Source organism: Haloarcula sp. KBTZ06 (genome assembly GCF_048595605.1).
Taxonomy (GTDB): Archaea; Halobacteriota; Halobacteria; order Halobacteriales; family Haloarculaceae; genus Haloarcula; species Haloarcula hispanica.
Genome location: NZ_CP184337.1, coordinates 2,635,227 through 2,650,744, shown reverse-complemented (window position 1 = coordinate 2,650,744; position 15,518 = coordinate 2,635,227). Strand labels below are relative to the sequence as shown.

Sequence of the window (15,518 nt, the reverse complement as noted above, 5' to 3'; positions counted from 1 at the left end):
TTTCGTGCGACCGCCGGGGTCTCCGTGCTGTGAGGCCGTAATATGTCCGACGCGACCTGGGACGTTCAGGACGGCGCAATCGTCGAGCGGCCGCGGAACGTCCGGAAACACCCGCTGTTGCACCGAATCTACGAGCGACACGACGAGCTACTAGCCGAACAGCTCCCGCCCGGCCGGACGCTCGAACTCGCGTTCGGCCAGCATATGCATCCCCGCGCCGATGTCGGACTGGAAGGCTGGCCGTCGAACGTTGAAACCGTCCGCAAGCCAGCGCTGGCTGGTGACGCCCGAGCGCTCCCGTTCGCAGACGATTCCTTCGACGCTCTCATCGGCCGCCGGTTCCTCCACCACGTCCCGCCCGCGGACCGTCCGGAAATCATTCGCGAATCCGCCCGCGTCCTCCGCCCTGCGGGCCGTATCGCTCTGCTCGAAGGGACGCCGGGGCTGTACCGGCGACTCACCAAGGGTGTCGCGTTCCGGCTGGGGCTGCTGGAGGAAGACACCGACATCTACGGCCACCTCTCGGAGACCGCCGTCACCGACCTCGTATCCGAATCGTTCGAAGTCGCCGAGAAACGGACGCTCGGATCGCCGTTGATGCTCGCGAGCATCTCCGAGTCGGACGCGTCGGCGCGGCTGCTCAACCTCTACGAACGGACGCAGTTCGTCAAGTGGTGGACGCTCGTGGTGGGCGAGCGTCCCGAATCCGGAGCGTGACTACAGGTCGACAGTCACGCGCAGTTCGCTGTCAGTGATCGTTCCGATGGCGTCGGCGGCGACCTCGATATCGTCCTCGTCGGCGTCACCGAACCCGAGCCCCTGCACCCAGGCCTCGGTGAGGTCCGGATCCGGTTCGACGTACGCGACCTGTCCCTTCGGGTCGACCTCGGTCACGATGCCGATCTGCTCTCCCTGTGCGTCCATGAGGAACTTCCCCTCGTCTTCTGTCGATAGTACTGCCATTCTGTGTGACATTTCTGGCCGGGCTAAGTAATAAACGTCGGTTGCGCCACTCGGTCTACCTGCGTACCGACGCCCGCTGTCGGGCGGTTCCAAGCGCTAGTACCGCGAGAAGTTCTCGTCGGGGTAGACCCCCTCGTCGGTGATATCGACAACATCCAGCGTCGCCAGCCGACTGAGGCGGTCTGCCGCGTCACCCTCGTCGACGCCCAGTTCCACTGCCCGCGCCAGAACGCGGTCTCGGCTGGGTACAGACTCAATGAAGCCGTCGCTGTCCGTCTCTGTTTCCTCTGCGATAATTGCCTTCAGGATGGCCCCATGTTCACGCTTCGACGGCGTGGTGCTGTCGCCGGTCCAGTCCACGCTCAGCGTCCCGTCCTCGTTGACGTGGGAGACGACGAATCCGTCCGGCAGCGCTTCCGTCACCGTCGCCACCAGCGCCGCCCGGTCGAGTCGCGCCTCGAACCGGAACCGCTTACCGTCTTTGGACTGCCCGAGATTCCCGACGTTCGCGCCCGCTTCTGCTATCGCCTCCGAAACCGCGTCGGCAAGCCGGTCCTGCACTGCCGCCGCGACGGCGTCCCGCTCCACACTGAGGGCCGCGAGTTCGTCTGTCAGGGTCGCATGGCGCTCCATCTGCTCGTGTGCTGGCTCCTCTGTCATACCCATGCTACTTGTCGCCACGGAATTACCTGTTCCGGCGGTCGGCCGCAATTCAAACCGACCTCAATCCCGTGTAAATCAGCTTAATTCGGCCAAAAACGACGGTAAGACGGGCTGACGGTGTTCCTGCATGAAGTGGCGTGGGGCACTGGATGGAACCACAATGAAAGTCGAACGCATCACGCTCTCCGGAGTCGGGGCGGTCCTGCTCCTCACGGCCGTGGCCGTCCTCACGCCATCGCTGACACTCGGCCTCGTCGACTGGCACAGCGTGTTCGAACTCCTCCTTTGGGGAACGACGGTCCTGTTCGCCACGTCCGCGCTCATCTGGCTCGTGCTCACCTACGTCATCGGTGCTGGCTATGAACCGCCGGAGCCCGTCCACGGTGGCGACGACATCCAGGTCCGCATCCTCACCGTCGATGCCGCAGATGTCGTGCAGGCGACCGTGGACTCACTGCCCGTGACCTTCGACGACATCCGCGTCATCGCCGAGACGGACATCGACGTCGACGGCGCAACCGTCCACGCCGTCCCCGACGGGTTCGACTGTGCGGCCGTCCGCAAGGGTCGCGCCATCGAGTGGGCCCGTCGCACGCTCGACCACGACCGGGAGTTCGTGCTGTATCTCGACGAAGACAGCCACGTCGAGTCCTTCGAGGGGCTACCGGACGCGGATATCGTCCAACTCCGCGAGGAGCCCCGCCGCACCGGGTCGGTACTGTCCTATCTCGCTGACGTCTATCGGATGGGCGTCCAGGTCGAACAGCGCGCCTTCGCCCGCCTCTCGATCCCGCTGTTCGCGTGGGGCGGCGGCATCGCCGTGAGGCAGTCCGTCGAGGACGACGTGACCTGGAACCGCGAAACTATCGTCGAGGACACCGCGTTCGTCTGGGCGGCCGCCCAGCGACTCGAGGACTTCTCGTTCGAGCTCGCGACGGCCACCTGCCGCAACGAAGCTCCGCCGTCGCTGACCGAAATCACTCAGCAACGCCGCCGCTGGGCCGCCGGCAACCTCGAAGCATCGACAGATCTGCCTGTGGGCTACCAGCTAGTCACTCGTGTCCGGAACTACGCATGGGCGCTCTCACCGATTGTCACGCTCATCGTCGTCCCGCTGTCGGTTCTCGGCGTCGGCGTTGGCTCTAGTGGCCTGTTTACGCTTGCCTCGGTTACGCTTGGGCTGCTGACGTTCTTCTGGTATCTTCGCGGCGTTCAGTACTACGGCCCGGACAAAACCGAGTGGCTGCTGGCTGCCCCACTTGCCCCGCTTATCACTGTCGTCCACTCGATGGGTACTGTCGCCGGCATCCTCGACCCACCCGAAGGGTTCCGCGTCACGGAGAAGGTCGGCAACGGGTAACCCCTCGCTTCAGTCGCTATCTAGTACTCTCGGTGTTTGATTACAGGCAGCCTGTCGTAACGCAACTCTCGGCTCCCCGCTCGCAGGGACGGGGACAGCTCGATCTTCAGTCGAGTATAAAAGTTACGCGAATGGAAACCGCGTAGAATCGGGATGCCGCCTCCCGAATTGTGAACTACGCCGAGACATTCCTGCTCGCTTCGCTGCGCGGGCTGTGACTCGTCTCGTTCAAATCCGCTCGGTTCGCACACTGGATTCTGACGGTTCGCTCCGCTCACCGGTCAGAACCACAGAAGTGCCGCCTCCCGGATTTGAACCGGGGACAGCTCGATCTTCAGTCGAGTGCTCTCCCAGTCTGAGCTAAGGCGGCGTGCACTCCAAGCGATGACGAGGGTAGAAAAAAGCATTTCGAAAGCGGGCGCAGGTTCTGTGGGGTCGGCCGGGCGGTTCGACCGCCGATTACGGGAGGAACAGGTCCGCGCTGTCGAACGTCTCGCCACAGTCGTCGCATTCGTATTCGGTGCCGTTAGTCGTCGAGACGTGCCCGCTGCAGGCCGGACACGTCGAGCCATCTATCATGCCACGCACTACCACCACTCCGGATATATGGATTACGGGCGACTATCAATCGAGATAGACGCTCTGGTACCTGGGTCATGATATCGTGCGCGACTCGCAGGAATCGAATCCACAGGGACCATCCGCTCCTCACGTCCGTTCGTCGCAGGATGGGTCCGGGCGTCCTCGTGAGCGAAGCGAACGAGGGCTCGGGAGAGCAGTGCTCTCCCGGCGGATTCGAACCACGGTCACTCCGCGCTGCTTCGTTCCCTGATTCGAACCGCCCGGCCGAATCACACATGCGGCGCTCGGAGGTGAGCGCCGCGAGAAGTTCAGTGGGTCCGGGCGGATTCGAACCGAAGCCAGACGTGCTCACTGCGTTGCGCGCGACTGGCAGGAATCGAATCCACAGGGACCATCCGCCCCTCACGTCCGTTCGTCGCAGGATGGGTCCGGGCGGATTCGAACCACCGGCCTCGGCCTTGTAAAGGCCACGTCATAACCAACTAGACCACGGACCCGTATCCCACCGTTTTCCATCGGCAGGAATAACGCTTTCTCTCTCGGTCGACAGTGGGCACCGACAGTATTACCCACGGCCTGCCCCTCACACGGGGTATGCAGCGCCCCGCTGTGATTGTCCTCGGACTCGTCGGCCTCCTCGTCGCGGCTGCCGTCGTTCTCCAGACTGGCCTCTGGATCGAGGTACTCGGGACCGGCGAGTACGAGGAGGGCACAGTGACGGTTCGGGAAGCCTCGGACGCGGTGACACCGACCGCGACACAGCCTTCGACGGATACTTCGATGCCGGAGACGACCATCGCGGCCCGTGAACAAGAGGCTGGGGAACCGCTGGGCACGGTCGAGGTTCGCATCGCACAGACGTTCGACCAGCGGTACGTCGGATTGAGCAAGACCGAGTCGCTCGGCCCCGATGAGGGAATGCTGTTCGTCCACGACGAGGAAGGCCAGCACACCTACGTCATGCGGAACATGTCGTTCCCGATTGACATAATCTTCATCGACGCAAACGGGACCATCACTGCCATCCACCACGCGCCGCTCCCGCCGGGGGGGACCAGCGAGAGCGGCCTGACGGGCTACGAAGGGCGGGGTAAGTACGTCCTCGAAGTGAACCGCGGGTGGGCCAACCGAACCGGCGTCGAGGTCGGCGACCGGGTCGAACTGCCGCCCGAAGCCATGTAGCCCGACGGCCTTTTGCGGGCTCAACCCTTGGATTCGACAATGGATTTCGACGCGGGTTCGGACGACGACGTGTTCGAAGACGCCAGGGAACGCGTCGACCAGCCGATGCTTCGACTGTTCACCGGCTACGGCCGAGGACAGTGGGGAGCGTTCGTCGTCGGCCTCTGCAGTTCTATCGTGGCTCGGATGCTGGACCTGCTGCCGCCGATTCTTTTGGCGCTGGCTATCGACGCTATCTTTCTGCAGGAGGCCGAATACGGGCTCTTTCTGGTTCCCGATGCATGGATTCCCAGCGGGCAAGGCCCACAGCTATGGCTCACGGCCGGCATCATCGCCGCGTCGTTCGGTATCGGGGCCGTCTTCCACTGGAGTCGGAACTGGGGCTGGAACAAGTTCGCCCAGCACGTCCAGCACGCCGTCCGGACGGACACTTACGAGACGATGCAGCGGCTGAACATGGACTTCTTTGCCGACAAGCAGACCGGCGAGATGATGTCGGTGTTGTCGAACGACGTGAACCGGCTGGAGAAGTTCCTCAACGACGGCCTCAACTCCGCCTCCCGGATGATAATCATGGTCGTCGGCATCGCCACGTACCTGTTCTACATGAACTGGCAGCTGGCGCTGGTCGCGCTGTTGCCGGTCCCGATTATCGCCGTGTTCACGAAGCGATTCATCGACGTCATCCAGCCCAAGTACGCCGAGGTGCGGTCGACGGTCGGCAAGCTCAACTCCAGACTGGAAAACAACCTCAGCGGCATCCAGATAATCAAGACCGCCAACACCGAGCCCTACGAGGCCGACCGGGTCGAGGACACCTCCGAAGACTATCTGGACGCCAACTGGGACGCCATCGAGACGCGAATCACGTTCTTCCCTGGCCTCCGGCTGGTCTCTGGCATCGGCTTCGTCGTCACCTTCATCGTCGGCGGGCTGATGGTCACCGGCCAGCCACCCGGACCGCTGACGGCGAGCCTCTCCCGCGGGCAGTTCGTCGCGTTCATCATCTACACCCAGCGGTTCGTCTGGCCGATGGCCCAGTTCGGGCAGATCATCAACATGTACCAGCGGGCCTACGCCTCCGCGGAGCGCGTATTCGGGCTGATGGACACGCCCGGTCGCCTCGAAGAGGCCGAGGACGCGCCGCCGCTTGCCGTGACCGACGGTCGCGTCGCGTACGAGGACGTGGCCTTTAGCTACGATGGCGACGACGAGCCGGTGCTTTCGGACATCTCATTCGAGGCCGACGGCGGCGAGACGGTCGCCCTCGTCGGCCCGACCGGTGCGGGGAAATCCACCGTCCTGAAGCTCCTGCTCCGGATGTACGACGTGGATTCCGGCACGGTCCGCATCGACGACCAGAACGTTCAGGACGTCCAGATTCAGAGCATCCGTCGCGCCATCGGCTACGTCAGTCAGGAGACGTTCCTGTTCTACGGCACCGTCCGCGAAAACATCGCCTACGGGACGTTCGACGCCACCGACGAGGAAATCGTCGCCGCCGCGAAAGCCGCCGAGGCCGACCAGTTCGTCCGCAACCTCCCCGACGGCTACGACACGATGGTCGGCGAACGCGGCGTCAAGCTCTCAGGTGGCCAGCGCCAGCGCATCGCCATCGCCCGGGCGATTCTGAAGGACCCGGATATCCTTATTCTCGACGAGGCGACCAGCGACGTGGACACGGAGACGGAGATGCTCATCCAGCGGTCGCTGGACGACCTGACCGCCGACCGGACCACGTTCGCCATCGCCCACCGCCTCTCGACGGTGAAAGACGCCGACACGATTCTCGTCGTCGAGGACGGCCGTATCGTCGAACGGGGGACCCACGACGACCTGCTCGCAGCTGACGGCCTCTATGCTAACCTCTGGGCGGTCCAGGCCGGCGAAATCGACGAGCTCCCCGAGGAGTTCGTCGAGAGAGCGATTCAGCGACGGGCGCGGACGGATGCTGATGACTGAAACGGTGAGAACGCAATGTTCGAACCGTCAGTTATCAGCAGTTGCCGACGACTGAAGCGGTGAGGACGCCATGTCTGAGCCGTTTGGCTCTGTTAACAGCCGCTTCTCCAGACCTAAAATGGGCTGAAACAGCCGGTCGCTGAAGGGTGTATCCTCCCAGACTCAACCTCTATCCTGTCACTTTAGCTTGACAGTGCCAGCTGGGCCATACGATGGGCTACAGCACACTCTCACAGCTTAGGCAGCAGTTCCGCCGCTATCGCCGACCGACCCTCGCGTGACAAACAGATACGAAACGACGAACGAGACCACAAACAGCGGCGGGAGAGCCAGAACTTGCATCATCGGGTCTGGCGGTGTGACGAACGCGCCGACCACGAACGCCAGAAGGACGGCCAGCGAGTAGGCAGTGACCACCCGTTCACGCCGGTCGGCTGGCTCCGTGCGCGGCTCCCAGTCGTTTCGGACGTAGCGGACCCAGACATAGTAGACCAGGCCAAAACCCGTATACAGAAACAGGAACGTCCAGAGAGTTGAGCCGTTACGTGCGCTGGCCTCCGCACGGGCCCAGTAGCCCAGTGCGATCAGATTTCCAAGGATGATGGCGACCGAAAGCGCGAAAGCAGCACCCATAAACGGCTGTTCACCGGCGAACGGGGCGAATTGCACAGATTCAAGTTGTTCTTAGACACGCATAGACTTTCTGTGAAAGGATAGACACCGTCCGCTGGCCAAATAGCAACATCTGTCCGTTAGCAGCGGTTGCCGACGACAACAGCGACGAGAACACCGGTTTCTCGTCGGCCGGGCACAAACGATTATTACGCATTGTGTTGTAATGCTATCACATGTCAACCACGTACCTCGCTAGCACGGCACTAATGGGCGTGTTGGTGATGGCGGTGGTCGCATGGATGGTCCGCGGGCGCGGCTGGTATCAGTACAGTCCGGGGGCGTCGACGAGCGGCCGGTCCCAGGCGGGCGACCTTGAGAGTCGGTTCGAGACGTACGCTGACGAGCCGATGGTCTGGGTCGCCGCGTTCGCGGTGCTGGTCGTCGGGCTCCTCATCGGTGTCGTCGCGTCCATCTCCGGCCCCGTCGAGACCCAGTCGATAGCCGGGCTGGCGGTCGCTGTCGTCGGCGGGGCGGGTCTCTGTGGCTACCTGCTGTTTGGCGTCTACCTGTCGGCGACGCGACGAGGGCATCCCCGTTCGCTGGCCGTCGCCGAGTCCGCGACCGTCGCCGGCGTGCTCTTCCTCATCGCCATTGGCTTCCAGTTGGTGGCCTGACTTTCAGGTTGCTTGGCCGGTCACAGTATCGAGTACGCCGCTGCGCCGGTCAGCGCGAGCGCGGCGACAGTCCCGCCGAGGACGAGGTACGTGACGGCCCGTGGTTCCCAGCGCAGGTGCTGGTAGTACGCGGCGACGCCGACGGCCTTGATCACCGACAGCACCATGATGAGCGCGAAGGCGGCCCAGTAGGCGCTGTCGACGAGGCCGGCGAACTCGACGACGGCCTGCGCGGTCGCGAACACGAACAACACGACGTATATGACGGTGTAGCCTTTCCAGTCCATTGTTCTAGAGGATGTAGAAGAGGGGGAACAGGAACAGCCAGACGATGTCGACGAAGTGCCAGTACAGGCCGAAGTACTCGATGGCCCTGTCGTCGCCCTGGTAGGCCCCGTTCCAGGCCCGGACGGTCATGTACGCACAGATGATGAGCCCGATGATGACGTGGGCCCCGTGTAGCCCCGTCGTCAGGTAGAACGTCGACGACGCGATGTTCGTCGAGAGGTTCCAGCCGTTCGGGAACGCCTCTGTGCTGATGTGGAACAGGTGCTGCCACTCCAGTCCCTTGTTGACGAGGAAGCCGACTCCGAGCGCGAACGTCCCGACGAGCGCGGCGACGGTCCCACGCTTGCTCTCGCGCTCTGCGGCGACCATCGCGAGCACGACGAGGAAACTCGACGTGAGCAACAGGTACGTGTTGATGAGGCCGGGCATCGTCACATGTTCGGCCGGGATGAGGTCGTGGTGCCAGGCCGTCCAGCCGTACGCGACCCGGACGAAGGCGTAGGAGCCGATGAAGGCCCCGAACAGGACGATGTCGCTGGCGAGGAACGTCCACATCCCGAGTTTCATCTTCTCGACGCGCTCGAAGGGCCACCGTTCGGCGATGGCCATCTCCGGCGCGTGGAACGGCTCGCGGGTCATGCCGACAAGCGACCCGAGCGTCGCCACCCCACCGACGGCCGCCATGGTCAGGTAGAACACGCTCCCCGTCCGCACGCCCGAGAGCCCGAGAAAGGCGATGAACCCGCCGAGGCTGACGAGGAACGGCCAGAAGCTGGCGTGGCTGGCGTGTTCCTCGCCGCCGACCTCGTGGGCCGGCTCCACCGAAGTGGCCGTCGCCGCGGCCCTCGCTGTCACCGCGCCGCCGTCCGTCGCGGTCCCGCCGTCGGTCGCCGCGTGGCCGTGGGCCGCGGCTCCGGGCATGCTTTCGGTCCGCTCGGCGACCGTCTCCTCGTCGAGGAACTCCAGTTTCCCGGTGGCGTAGCTCGGTACACCGGGGAAGTTTTCGAGCGGCGGCGGCGAGGCGGCGGCCCACTCGGCGGAGGTGGCGTACTCCCAGGGGTTCGGCCCGACATCCTCCCCGCGCCAGAGGCTCACAAAGAGGTTGTAGAACATGAGGAGGAAGCTCGCGCCGAGAATGAACCCGCCGACAGTGGCCATCGTGTGCCAGATCTGCAGGCCATCGGGGTAGACGAACACCCGCCGCGGCGTCTCCCAGGCGATGAACATCGGGAAGTACAGCAGATTGAACCCGAGGAAGTAGACGCCGAACTGTATCTTCCCCAGCGTCTCGTTGTACATCTTCCCCGTTATCTTGGGATACCAGTAGTAGAGGCCGCCGAACAGCGCCGTCGCGCCCGCGACCATCACGTAGTGGAAATGCGCGACGACCCAGTACGTCCCGCGGAACTGGTAGTCCAGCACGATTGCGCCGAGGAAGACGCCGGTGATGCCGCCGATGATGAACAGGATGAGCGCGCCCAGCGAGAACAGGAACGGCGTCGTGAACCGGACCCGACCTTTCGCCATCGTGTAGATGAGCGAGAACACCATCAGGTCGAAGGGTAGCGAGATGCCGATGGTCGTCGCCATGAAGATGGTCTTGATTGGGAGGTTGATGCCGGTCAGGAACATGTGATGCATCCAGACGACGAAGCTCTGGAGCGCCACCAGCACCATCGAGATGATGAACCACTTGCGGCCGACCAGCCGCCGCCCGGTAAAGGTCTGGAAGCACTCGGCCATCACGCCCAGCGCCGGGAAGAAGACGATGTACACCTCCGGATGGCCGAAGAACCAGAACAGGTGCGCCCACAGCAGCGACGCACCCGGGTTGTCCGCATCGGTCGCCATCGTCGTCCCGTCGATGGAGTACTGGAAGTAGGTTGTCCCGAGGATATGGTCGGAGGCGAGTATCATCAGCGCCGCAAGCAGCGCCGCGAAGGCGAACAGCATCATCCAGACGGTGAGGTTGATCGATAGCGAGAAGATGGGGATGTCCCGCATCCGGAGTCCCTCGGCGCGCATCCGGTACATCGTCGTCAGGAAGTTCACCGACCCCAGCGTCACCGCGGCGGTGAACATGATGAGTGCCAGCACGACCGAGGTCGCCCCCAGTCCCTCGCCGGGGATGTACGCCGGCGTGTTCAGCGGGGCGTACATCGTCCACCCGCCCGCGAAGGTGGTCCCCTGGAAGAAGGAGACGCCCATCAGGATGCCAGAGAACAGGTACAGCCAGTACGACAGCGCGTTCAGCCGCGGGAAGGCGAGGTCGTCCGCGCCGATCTGTAGCGGGACGAGGTAGTTCGCAAAGCCGAAGGCAAACGGCGAAATGAACCAGAACACCATCAGGAGGCCGTGGGTCGACACTGCCTGATTGTACCCCATTGACCCCAGCAAGTCAGCGCCTGAGGAAATCAGTTCGAGGCGGAACAGCAGGGCGAGGACGCCGCCGAAAATCAGGAAAAACAGCGCGGTGATGAGATACAGCACGCCGATGTCCTTGTGGTTGGTCGTGAGGAACCACCGGCTGACCGACGACTTGGGCGGCAATCCGTGTTCGTGGCTCATGCGGGCGCACCTCCGAGGGCGGTCGCCTCAGTCGCGATTCGCTGGTCCGTCTCGTTGCCGCTCGCCGCCGTCCCGTTCGTCTCCGCGTACCACTCCTCGTACTCGTCCTGTGGCATCACAACCACATCCGTCGTCATCAGCGAGTGGCCGCTGCCACACAGCTCGTAGCACTTGGCGGCGTAGGTCCCCGTCTCGTTGGCCGTGAACCAGGCCGACGTGTACTGGCCCGGGACGGCGTCGGTCTTGACTCGCAACTCCGGTATCCCGAAGTTGTGGAACACGTCCGTCGAGGTCACCTGTAACCTGACCACCCGGTCCTGTGGCACGTAGAGCGTGTTGGTCGTGTGCCCGTTCGGATACACGAAGTCCCAGCCGAACCGGTATCCCTCTACGTCGATCTCCAGCGCCTCCTCTTGAGCCAGATCGGGACCCTGTTCGATGTACAGCAGTTGCGAGTACGTCCAGGCGATGAGCGAGACGACGATGATGGCGCTGATGCTGAACGAGTAGAACACCTTCCGGCCGCCCGCGCCGCCGGTCGGCATCTCCCCCATTTCGGGCCGTTCGACCTTGTCGGCGTACGGGTCCGTTCCGCCCCCGTCGTCGCGGTACTTGAGCGCGTGGTACATCGTGTACGCCACGACGACCACCCCGACGGCTGTTCCCAGCAGCAGGAACACCTCGAAGATCTGGTCGAACACCGCACTGGGTGCCCTGACGTCGCCACCGTGCAAGGGGAACACAACCATGGCGTATGTTATCAAGGATGCCGCCATTTCTTCATGATTCTTCCCACCTTGTAATAGGTATTGCGGACAGATTTCTGACATATGTCCTTCGCTGGCCTAACGTGTGCGGGAACTTTTTTATCTACTGCCATGTTACAACACACCATGGAAGACACGTCACCCGGCGTCGAGGACCCGCCTATCAACGACGACGGCCTCACAGAGGTCGAGGAGTTCGATAGCCTCGCCGGGATTCTCGCCGACGGTGTCGTCGGTGCTGCCGGCGGGCTGGTCGGGACCGCGATGATGTCCGTCGTCTTCCTCATCGCCCAGTCACTGGGCGCGTTCAGTCTCGACGACTTCGCAATCCTCACCGAGCTCGTGGGCCTGACCGGCTACGTCCCGGAGGTACTGTTCGGCTTCTTCATCTTCCTCGGCGGCGGGATGTTCCCGTGGCCGCTGCTGTTCGCTTCGCTGAAAGCGTACCTCCCGGGCCAGTCCGATCCCGTCAGCGGCGCGTTCTTCGGCGGCGCGATGTGGACCGGGTTCGTGCTCGCCTTCTACACCGACCAGTCCGGACTCACGCTGGTGCTGTACGCGGTGCTGACGCTCATCGCTCACGTCGTCTACGGCATCGGTCTCGGCGCGGTGTTCAACTACTTCTCGACGCGCCCGGACTCTATCGTCTGAGGCCGAAGACCTGTCTGAGATTGCGAGCTACTCCGTCGTCACTGTCTCCGACGCGGTGAGCGTCGTCGCACGGTGTGTTGCGGACGCGATCTGGAAGTGAACTGTGTGCTCGCCGGCCTCGTATGCATCGCCCAGTTGCTCGGCGAGGTCGAGGCTCCCGCTCGTCGAGCCATCGCCGTAGTGGACGTGTCGCGCATCGTTTGGGATGACCTCGCCGGTCGGCACCGGATCGGTGTTGACGATCGCGTGCAGATGGCCCGTATTCGACGTGATACCGTCGCTGGTGGGTCCGATGGTGTAGTTCTCGACACTGGCCTCCCAGTCAACGACGCTCCCGTCGACGCTCGTCTCGACACTGAGGCTGGCCTCGTCGCTGACGGTCACGTCGACGCTGTCGGTCAGTGCCATCGCCGTGTGTGCGCCGTCCCCCAGTTGGAGGTGGAGCGTGTGCTCGCCGGGGTCTAGTTCCAGCACGCCGTCTTTCTGCCCGGTCCCGTAGTGGATGTGGGCGTCGTCCGTCGGAATTGTCTCGCCCGGCGTTACAGGGTCGGCGTCAACGATGATGTGGTAGTGCCCGGCCCCGCTGGTCACTTCCCCGGCTTCTTCGATGGTAACGCCGTCGGCGGTTGCCCGCCACTGTACGGACGGACTGGTAAGGGCCGCAGTATCGTTTGGGACCGCAACGGAGACGCTGGCGTTCTGTCCGACGCCGTTCCGATACGCCCCGGTCTCCGCTTCTGTGGTGTCGGTGTCCCCGCCGTTCGCTGGCTCCGTTGCCATGCTATCGGTTCCGTCTGTCCGGGTAGGTGTCACCGCGCCGCCGCCCGACTGGTCCTCGCTACAGCCCGCGAGACCGGTCGCTACAGCAGTCGAGACGCCACAGACGAACGTTCGGCGTGTGAGTCTGTCGTCCATATCGCGTGGCCGGAACTGTTGCTCCACGAACACTTAAGCGCTCGACCGGCCGTAAATACGGCTTTGGATAGAATGTCACACCGGTTGCCAGGCACCGGCCGGACCTGTTTCTGCAGTCAATTTCACCGAAACCGGGACTTGCGGGACAAAAGTCGCTGGACGACGCGAGCGATGCGCTGGTGACCGGCGGAGAACGCGGTGAGCATTCGCCGGAACGTGGCTAGCTTGCGCTCAGGCTTCGGCTTCCGCATCGGCGTCGCCGTCCGCCTCCGCGTCCGCCCCGTCTTCACCCTCGAACTCTTCGAGCGTGCTTCGGAGCTGTGGGATCGTCGCGGTGAGGTCACCGATCTGCTCGCGGGCGTCGTCGACGTCGTCGATGAGGTCGGCGATGGTTTCGATTTCCTCGGCGAGGTCGTCGGCGTCCTCGAAGGCGTCCGCGCGTTCGCCCATCGTGTACCACTTCTTCGCGTCGCGGAGGTGGTCCTCGGCGTCGCCCACGTCGAGTGCCGTTTTGAGCGAGTTCAGAACGCCGAGCGTGTTGTCGGCCTCCACGTCCCAGACCGAATCGGCCTCGGGGAGCGCGTCGCGAGCCTCCGCGAGCGACTCCTCGACGTCCGTGCGCATTTCATTGGCCGCCTCTCCGAACAGTTCGTCGTCGTCCAGACTTGACTGACTCATACGGAGACGTTGGGGCGGTGAGGGATTAAAAGCCCGCCTGAAAGTGAAAGTGAAAACGCAGGACGTGACCGGTCGGCAATTCCTGAAACCGAAAAGCCGTTGTGGCTACTCGGCCCGGATGTCCGAGCGCACCTCGGGAATCGGGTCCATGTCTGCGTCGATGTCACCCAGCACGAGCATCGCGTAGTACCGCAGGAACGTCGTTAGCGGGACCTGTATGAGCGCACCGATAACGAGCAGGACCAGCAGCCCCAGCAGCCCGACAACCCCGGCCAGGACCACGCCGACGGAATTCTGGAGCGCGAGATACAGCGCAAACGCAATGAGCCCGAACGGGATCAGAACGACGATAAATGCGATGATGCCGAGAATCGCGCTGACGATACCGACACCGATCTGGAGGACGATGGAGAAAAACAGGTAGGCGAGGTACTGCTTGGGGTGGCGTTTCATCGACCCCCAGAGCCGCGACCAACCGGAGAGGACGCCGTCATCGTCCGCCGTCATCAGCGGGACGACAAACACCGTGGTGAAACCGAAGACGATACCGTAGCTTATCGCGAGTACCGCGAATACGGCGATGAACAGTCCCGATAGCGCGAGGGCGCTCGACATACCGACGTTTGCGGCTTCGCCACCGAGCGCCAGGAAGAACACGGCCGCGCCGATCACGAGCGCGATGCCGAGCCAGATAACCCCGAGGACAAGCCGAAACAGGAACAGCCGTATTCCGTTCCCGACGTGCTCGCTGAAGTACCGGCGGACGTGTATCTCGCGGTCGATGAGCGCCTGGGTCAACACGAACTCCATGAAGTTACTCAGGATGCCGTACGCGAATGCCAGCAGGATGAACAGGCCGATGACGGCGAGCACAAGGAGCCCAGCCCCGGCGAGTAGTTCGTCCGGTGCGCCGGACGGGACGCCGGGCTCGGAGACTTGCAAGGCGAGGTTCCCGGGCACGGACATCACAGTTTCAAGCGGCGCGGCCAGCTGAAACTCGCTTCCCGGGCCGCTGGGACCGCCGGGTCCGCCGTTCCCGCCGAAATCGCCGAAGTTGCTGAACGACTGGACGTTGTTCAGTCCGACACCACCGCCACCGATGAAGAACACGACGAACGCCATTCGGAGCCACGTTCCCTTCTCGAACGGGAACAGGAACGACTTCGTCGCGTCGATTGCGTCGTCGATATCGTCGACTGCGTGGAGGGCCATATCGGAAGCCTCACAGCCCGCTCTGGTAAAATTTTCGGGCCTGTGACAGTGATTCAGGCTCCCGTCCGGCCATTCACTCCTGCACTGCGTCGACCTGCATCAGCGGGTAGCCGTCCTCCATCGCCATGCTTGTCTCGACCGTGACGCCCTCGTATTCGATGCGCATCTCGACGTCGATGAACCGCCCAGTAAGTTCGGTGTAGTCCGCCCCGCCCTCGGCGATAGCGTCTTCCAGCGCCTCTGTTCGGACGCTGACGGTGACCGCCTCACAGAACGGCTGGTTCTCGATGGCTTCCTCCATCGCCGCCGCGAGCGAGTCGGCGCTGGCCGGGCTGATCGGGGTGCCGGCAAACTGGTGATACAACGACCCGAACTTGACGCCCGCTTCGAAACACGCCTCCTGCGGAGCTGTGGGTTCCATACGCTCGGTCCGGCTGG

At 63.4% G+C, this 15,518-nt stretch carries 16 protein-coding genes and 2 tRNA genes; 6 read left to right on the top strand and 12 right to left on the bottom strand.

What is annotated here, in order from left to right; translation table 11 throughout:
- Positions 1-42: 42 nt before the first annotated feature.
- Positions 43-717, top strand: a complete 675-nt coding sequence (locus ACNO8S_RS13800; RefSeq protein WP_014041424.1) for a class I SAM-dependent methyltransferase — start codon at positions 43-45, stop codon at positions 715-717.
- Here the strand turns inward: ACNO8S_RS13800 and ACNO8S_RS13795 are convergent, their stop codons facing one another.
- Both ACNO8S_RS13795 and ACNO8S_RS13790 read right to left on the bottom strand, forming a co-directional pair.
- Positions 718-963 (bottom strand): hypothetical protein, encoded by a 246-nt coding sequence (locus ACNO8S_RS13795; RefSeq protein ID WP_014041423.1) that lies wholly within the window; start codon positions 961-963, stop codon positions 718-720.
- 96 nt (positions 964-1,059) lie between these two features.
- On the bottom strand, positions 1,060-1,629 hold the full coding sequence (locus ACNO8S_RS13790) for a hypothetical protein (protein ID WP_151145171.1): 570 nt from the start codon (positions 1,627-1,629) through the stop codon (positions 1,060-1,062).
- A gap of 157 nt (positions 1,630-1,786) precedes the next feature.
- Between ACNO8S_RS13790 and ACNO8S_RS13785 the strand changes: the two genes are divergently transcribed.
- The gene (locus ACNO8S_RS13785) at positions 1,787-2,986 is read left to right on the top strand and encodes a glycosyltransferase family 2 protein (protein ID WP_050007334.1); all 1,200 of its coding nucleotides are present in this window, start codon (positions 1,787-1,789) and stop codon (positions 2,984-2,986) included.
- Between the two features lie 296 nt (positions 2,987-3,282).
- On the opposite strand, the gene ACNO8S_RS13780 is transcribed toward ACNO8S_RS13785, so the two are convergent.
- Both ACNO8S_RS13780 and ACNO8S_RS13775 read right to left on the bottom strand, forming a co-directional pair.
- Positions 3,283-3,356, bottom strand: a tRNA-Phe gene (locus tag ACNO8S_RS13780).
- Between the two features lie 635 nt (positions 3,357-3,991).
- Positions 3,992-4,065: transfer RNA gene (locus ACNO8S_RS13775), tRNA-Val, on the bottom strand.
- A 97-nt stretch (positions 4,066-4,162) separates the two neighbouring features.
- Between ACNO8S_RS13775 and ACNO8S_RS13770 the strand changes: the two genes are divergently transcribed.
- Together ACNO8S_RS13770 and ACNO8S_RS13765 are read left to right on the top strand one after the other, a co-directional pair.
- Positions 4,163-4,750: a DUF192 domain-containing protein gene (locus ACNO8S_RS13770; RefSeq protein WP_420182109.1), complete on the top strand. Its 588-nt coding sequence runs from the start codon at positions 4,163-4,165 to the stop codon at positions 4,748-4,750.
- 39 nt (positions 4,751-4,789) lie between these two features.
- A complete protein-coding gene (locus ACNO8S_RS13765; RefSeq protein WP_420182108.1) occupies positions 4,790-6,712 on the top strand; it encodes an ABC transporter ATP-binding protein in 1,923 nt (640 codons plus the stop codon).
- 237 nt (positions 6,713-6,949) lie between these two features.
- Here the strand turns inward: ACNO8S_RS13765 and ACNO8S_RS13760 are convergent, their stop codons facing one another.
- Positions 6,950-7,381, bottom strand: a complete 432-nt coding sequence (locus tag ACNO8S_RS13760; RefSeq protein ID WP_225306785.1) for a DUF7534 family protein — start codon at positions 7,379-7,381, stop codon at positions 6,950-6,952.
- A gap of 179 nt (positions 7,382-7,560) precedes the next feature.
- On the opposite strand from ACNO8S_RS13760, the gene ACNO8S_RS13755 reads away from it, so the two are divergent.
- Positions 7,561-8,001: a hypothetical protein gene (locus ACNO8S_RS13755; protein WP_151103864.1), complete on the top strand. Its 441-nt coding sequence runs from the start codon at positions 7,561-7,563 to the stop codon at positions 7,999-8,001.
- 20 nt (positions 8,002-8,021) lie between these two features.
- Here the strand turns inward: ACNO8S_RS13755 and ACNO8S_RS13750 are convergent, their stop codons facing one another.
- Genes ACNO8S_RS13750 through coxB form a run of 3 tightly spaced genes read right to left on the bottom strand, consistent with a single transcriptional unit; the run spans position 8,022 to position 11,633 of the window.
- Positions 8,022-8,288, bottom strand: coding sequence for a cytochrome C oxidase subunit IV family protein (locus ACNO8S_RS13750; RefSeq protein ID WP_014041416.1), 267 nt, complete (start codon positions 8,286-8,288; stop codon positions 8,022-8,024).
- A 4-nt stretch (positions 8,289-8,292) separates the two neighbouring features.
- The gene (locus ACNO8S_RS13745; protein ID WP_420182107.1) at positions 8,293-10,857 is read right to left on the bottom strand and encodes a cbb3-type cytochrome c oxidase subunit I; all 2,565 of its coding nucleotides are present in this window, start codon (positions 10,855-10,857) and stop codon (positions 8,293-8,295) included.
- Positions 10,854-11,633: a cytochrome c oxidase subunit II gene (gene coxB, locus ACNO8S_RS13740; protein WP_044952043.1), complete on the bottom strand. Its 780-nt coding sequence runs from the start codon at positions 11,631-11,633 to the stop codon at positions 10,854-10,856. The genes ACNO8S_RS13745 and coxB overlap by 4 nt, the downstream gene beginning before the upstream one ends.
- Positions 11,634-11,750: 117 nt before the next feature.
- Here coxB and ACNO8S_RS13735 point away from each other — a divergent pair, with 117 nt between their 5' ends.
- A complete protein-coding gene (locus ACNO8S_RS13735) occupies positions 11,751-12,275 on the top strand; it encodes a DUF6789 family protein (protein WP_014041413.1) in 525 nt (174 codons plus the stop codon).
- Positions 12,276-12,302: 27 nt separating this feature from the next.
- Here the strand turns inward: ACNO8S_RS13735 and ACNO8S_RS13730 are convergent, their stop codons facing one another.
- From ACNO8S_RS13730 to ACNO8S_RS13715, 4 genes are all read right to left on the bottom strand, one after another.
- The gene (locus ACNO8S_RS13730) at positions 12,303-13,190 is read right to left on the bottom strand and encodes a DUF4399 domain-containing protein (RefSeq protein ID WP_050038250.1); all 888 of its coding nucleotides are present in this window, start codon (positions 13,188-13,190) and stop codon (positions 12,303-12,305) included.
- A gap of 231 nt (positions 13,191-13,421) precedes the next feature.
- On the bottom strand, positions 13,422-13,868 hold the full coding sequence (locus tag ACNO8S_RS13725) for a DUF5790 family protein (protein ID WP_014041411.1): 447 nt from the start codon (positions 13,866-13,868) through the stop codon (positions 13,422-13,424).
- A gap of 105 nt (positions 13,869-13,973) precedes the next feature.
- Entirely contained in the window at positions 13,974-15,080 is a 1,107-nt protein-coding gene (locus ACNO8S_RS13720; protein ID WP_420182106.1) for a DUF7544 domain-containing protein, read from the bottom strand.
- Positions 15,081-15,153: 73 nt separating this feature from the next.
- On the bottom strand, positions 15,154-15,501 hold the full coding sequence (locus ACNO8S_RS13715; protein ID WP_008307666.1) for a dihydroneopterin aldolase family protein: 348 nt from the start codon (positions 15,499-15,501) through the stop codon (positions 15,154-15,156).
- Positions 15,502-15,518: the final 17 nt, after the last annotated feature.

What these genes read in the sequence shown, in the direction of transcription:
- ACNO8S_RS13800 (WP_014041424.1), top strand. Translation starts at nt 43, where the DNA reads ATGTCCGACGCGACCTGGGACGTTCAGGACGGCGCAATCGTCGAGCGG.
- ACNO8S_RS13795 (WP_014041423.1), bottom strand. Translation starts at nt 963, where the DNA reads ATGGCAGTACTATCGACAGAAGACGAGGGGAAGTTCCTCATGGACGCA.
- ACNO8S_RS13790 (WP_151145171.1), bottom strand. Translation starts at nt 1,629, where the DNA reads ATGGGTATGACAGAGGAGCCAGCACACGAGCAGATGGAGCGCCATGCG.
- ACNO8S_RS13785 (WP_050007334.1), top strand. Translation starts at nt 1,787, where the DNA reads ATGAAAGTCGAACGCATCACGCTCTCCGGAGTCGGGGCGGTCCTGCTC.
- ACNO8S_RS13770 (WP_420182109.1), top strand. Translation starts at nt 4,163, where the DNA reads ATGCAGCGCCCCGCTGTGATTGTCCTCGGACTCGTCGGCCTCCTCGTC.
- ACNO8S_RS13765 (WP_420182108.1), top strand. Translation starts at nt 4,790, where the DNA reads ATGGATTTCGACGCGGGTTCGGACGACGACGTGTTCGAAGACGCCAGG.
- ACNO8S_RS13755 (WP_151103864.1), top strand. Translation starts at nt 7,561, where the DNA reads ATGTCAACCACGTACCTCGCTAGCACGGCACTAATGGGCGTGTTGGTG.
- ACNO8S_RS13750 (WP_014041416.1), bottom strand. Translation starts at nt 8,288, where the DNA reads ATGGACTGGAAAGGCTACACCGTCATATACGTCGTGTTGTTCGTGTTC.
- ACNO8S_RS13745 (WP_420182107.1), bottom strand. Translation starts at nt 10,857, where the DNA reads ATGAGCCACGAACACGGATTGCCGCCCAAGTCGTCGGTCAGCCGGTGG.
- coxB (WP_044952043.1), bottom strand. Translation starts at nt 11,633, where the DNA reads ATGGCGGCATCCTTGATAACATACGCCATGGTTGTGTTCCCCTTGCAC.
- ACNO8S_RS13735 (WP_014041413.1), top strand. Translation starts at nt 11,751, where the DNA reads ATGGAAGACACGTCACCCGGCGTCGAGGACCCGCCTATCAACGACGAC.
- ACNO8S_RS13730 (WP_050038250.1), bottom strand. Translation starts at nt 13,190, where the DNA reads ATGGACGACAGACTCACACGCCGAACGTTCGTCTGTGGCGTCTCGACT.
- ACNO8S_RS13725 (WP_014041411.1), bottom strand. Translation starts at nt 13,868, where the DNA reads ATGAGTCAGTCAAGTCTGGACGACGACGAACTGTTCGGAGAGGCGGCC.
- ACNO8S_RS13720 (WP_420182106.1), bottom strand. Translation starts at nt 15,080, where the DNA reads ATGGCCCTCCACGCAGTCGACGATATCGACGACGCAATCGACGCGACG.
- ACNO8S_RS13715 (WP_008307666.1), bottom strand. Translation starts at nt 15,501, where the DNA reads ATGGAACCCACAGCTCCGCAGGAGGCGTGTTTCGAAGCGGGCGTCAAG.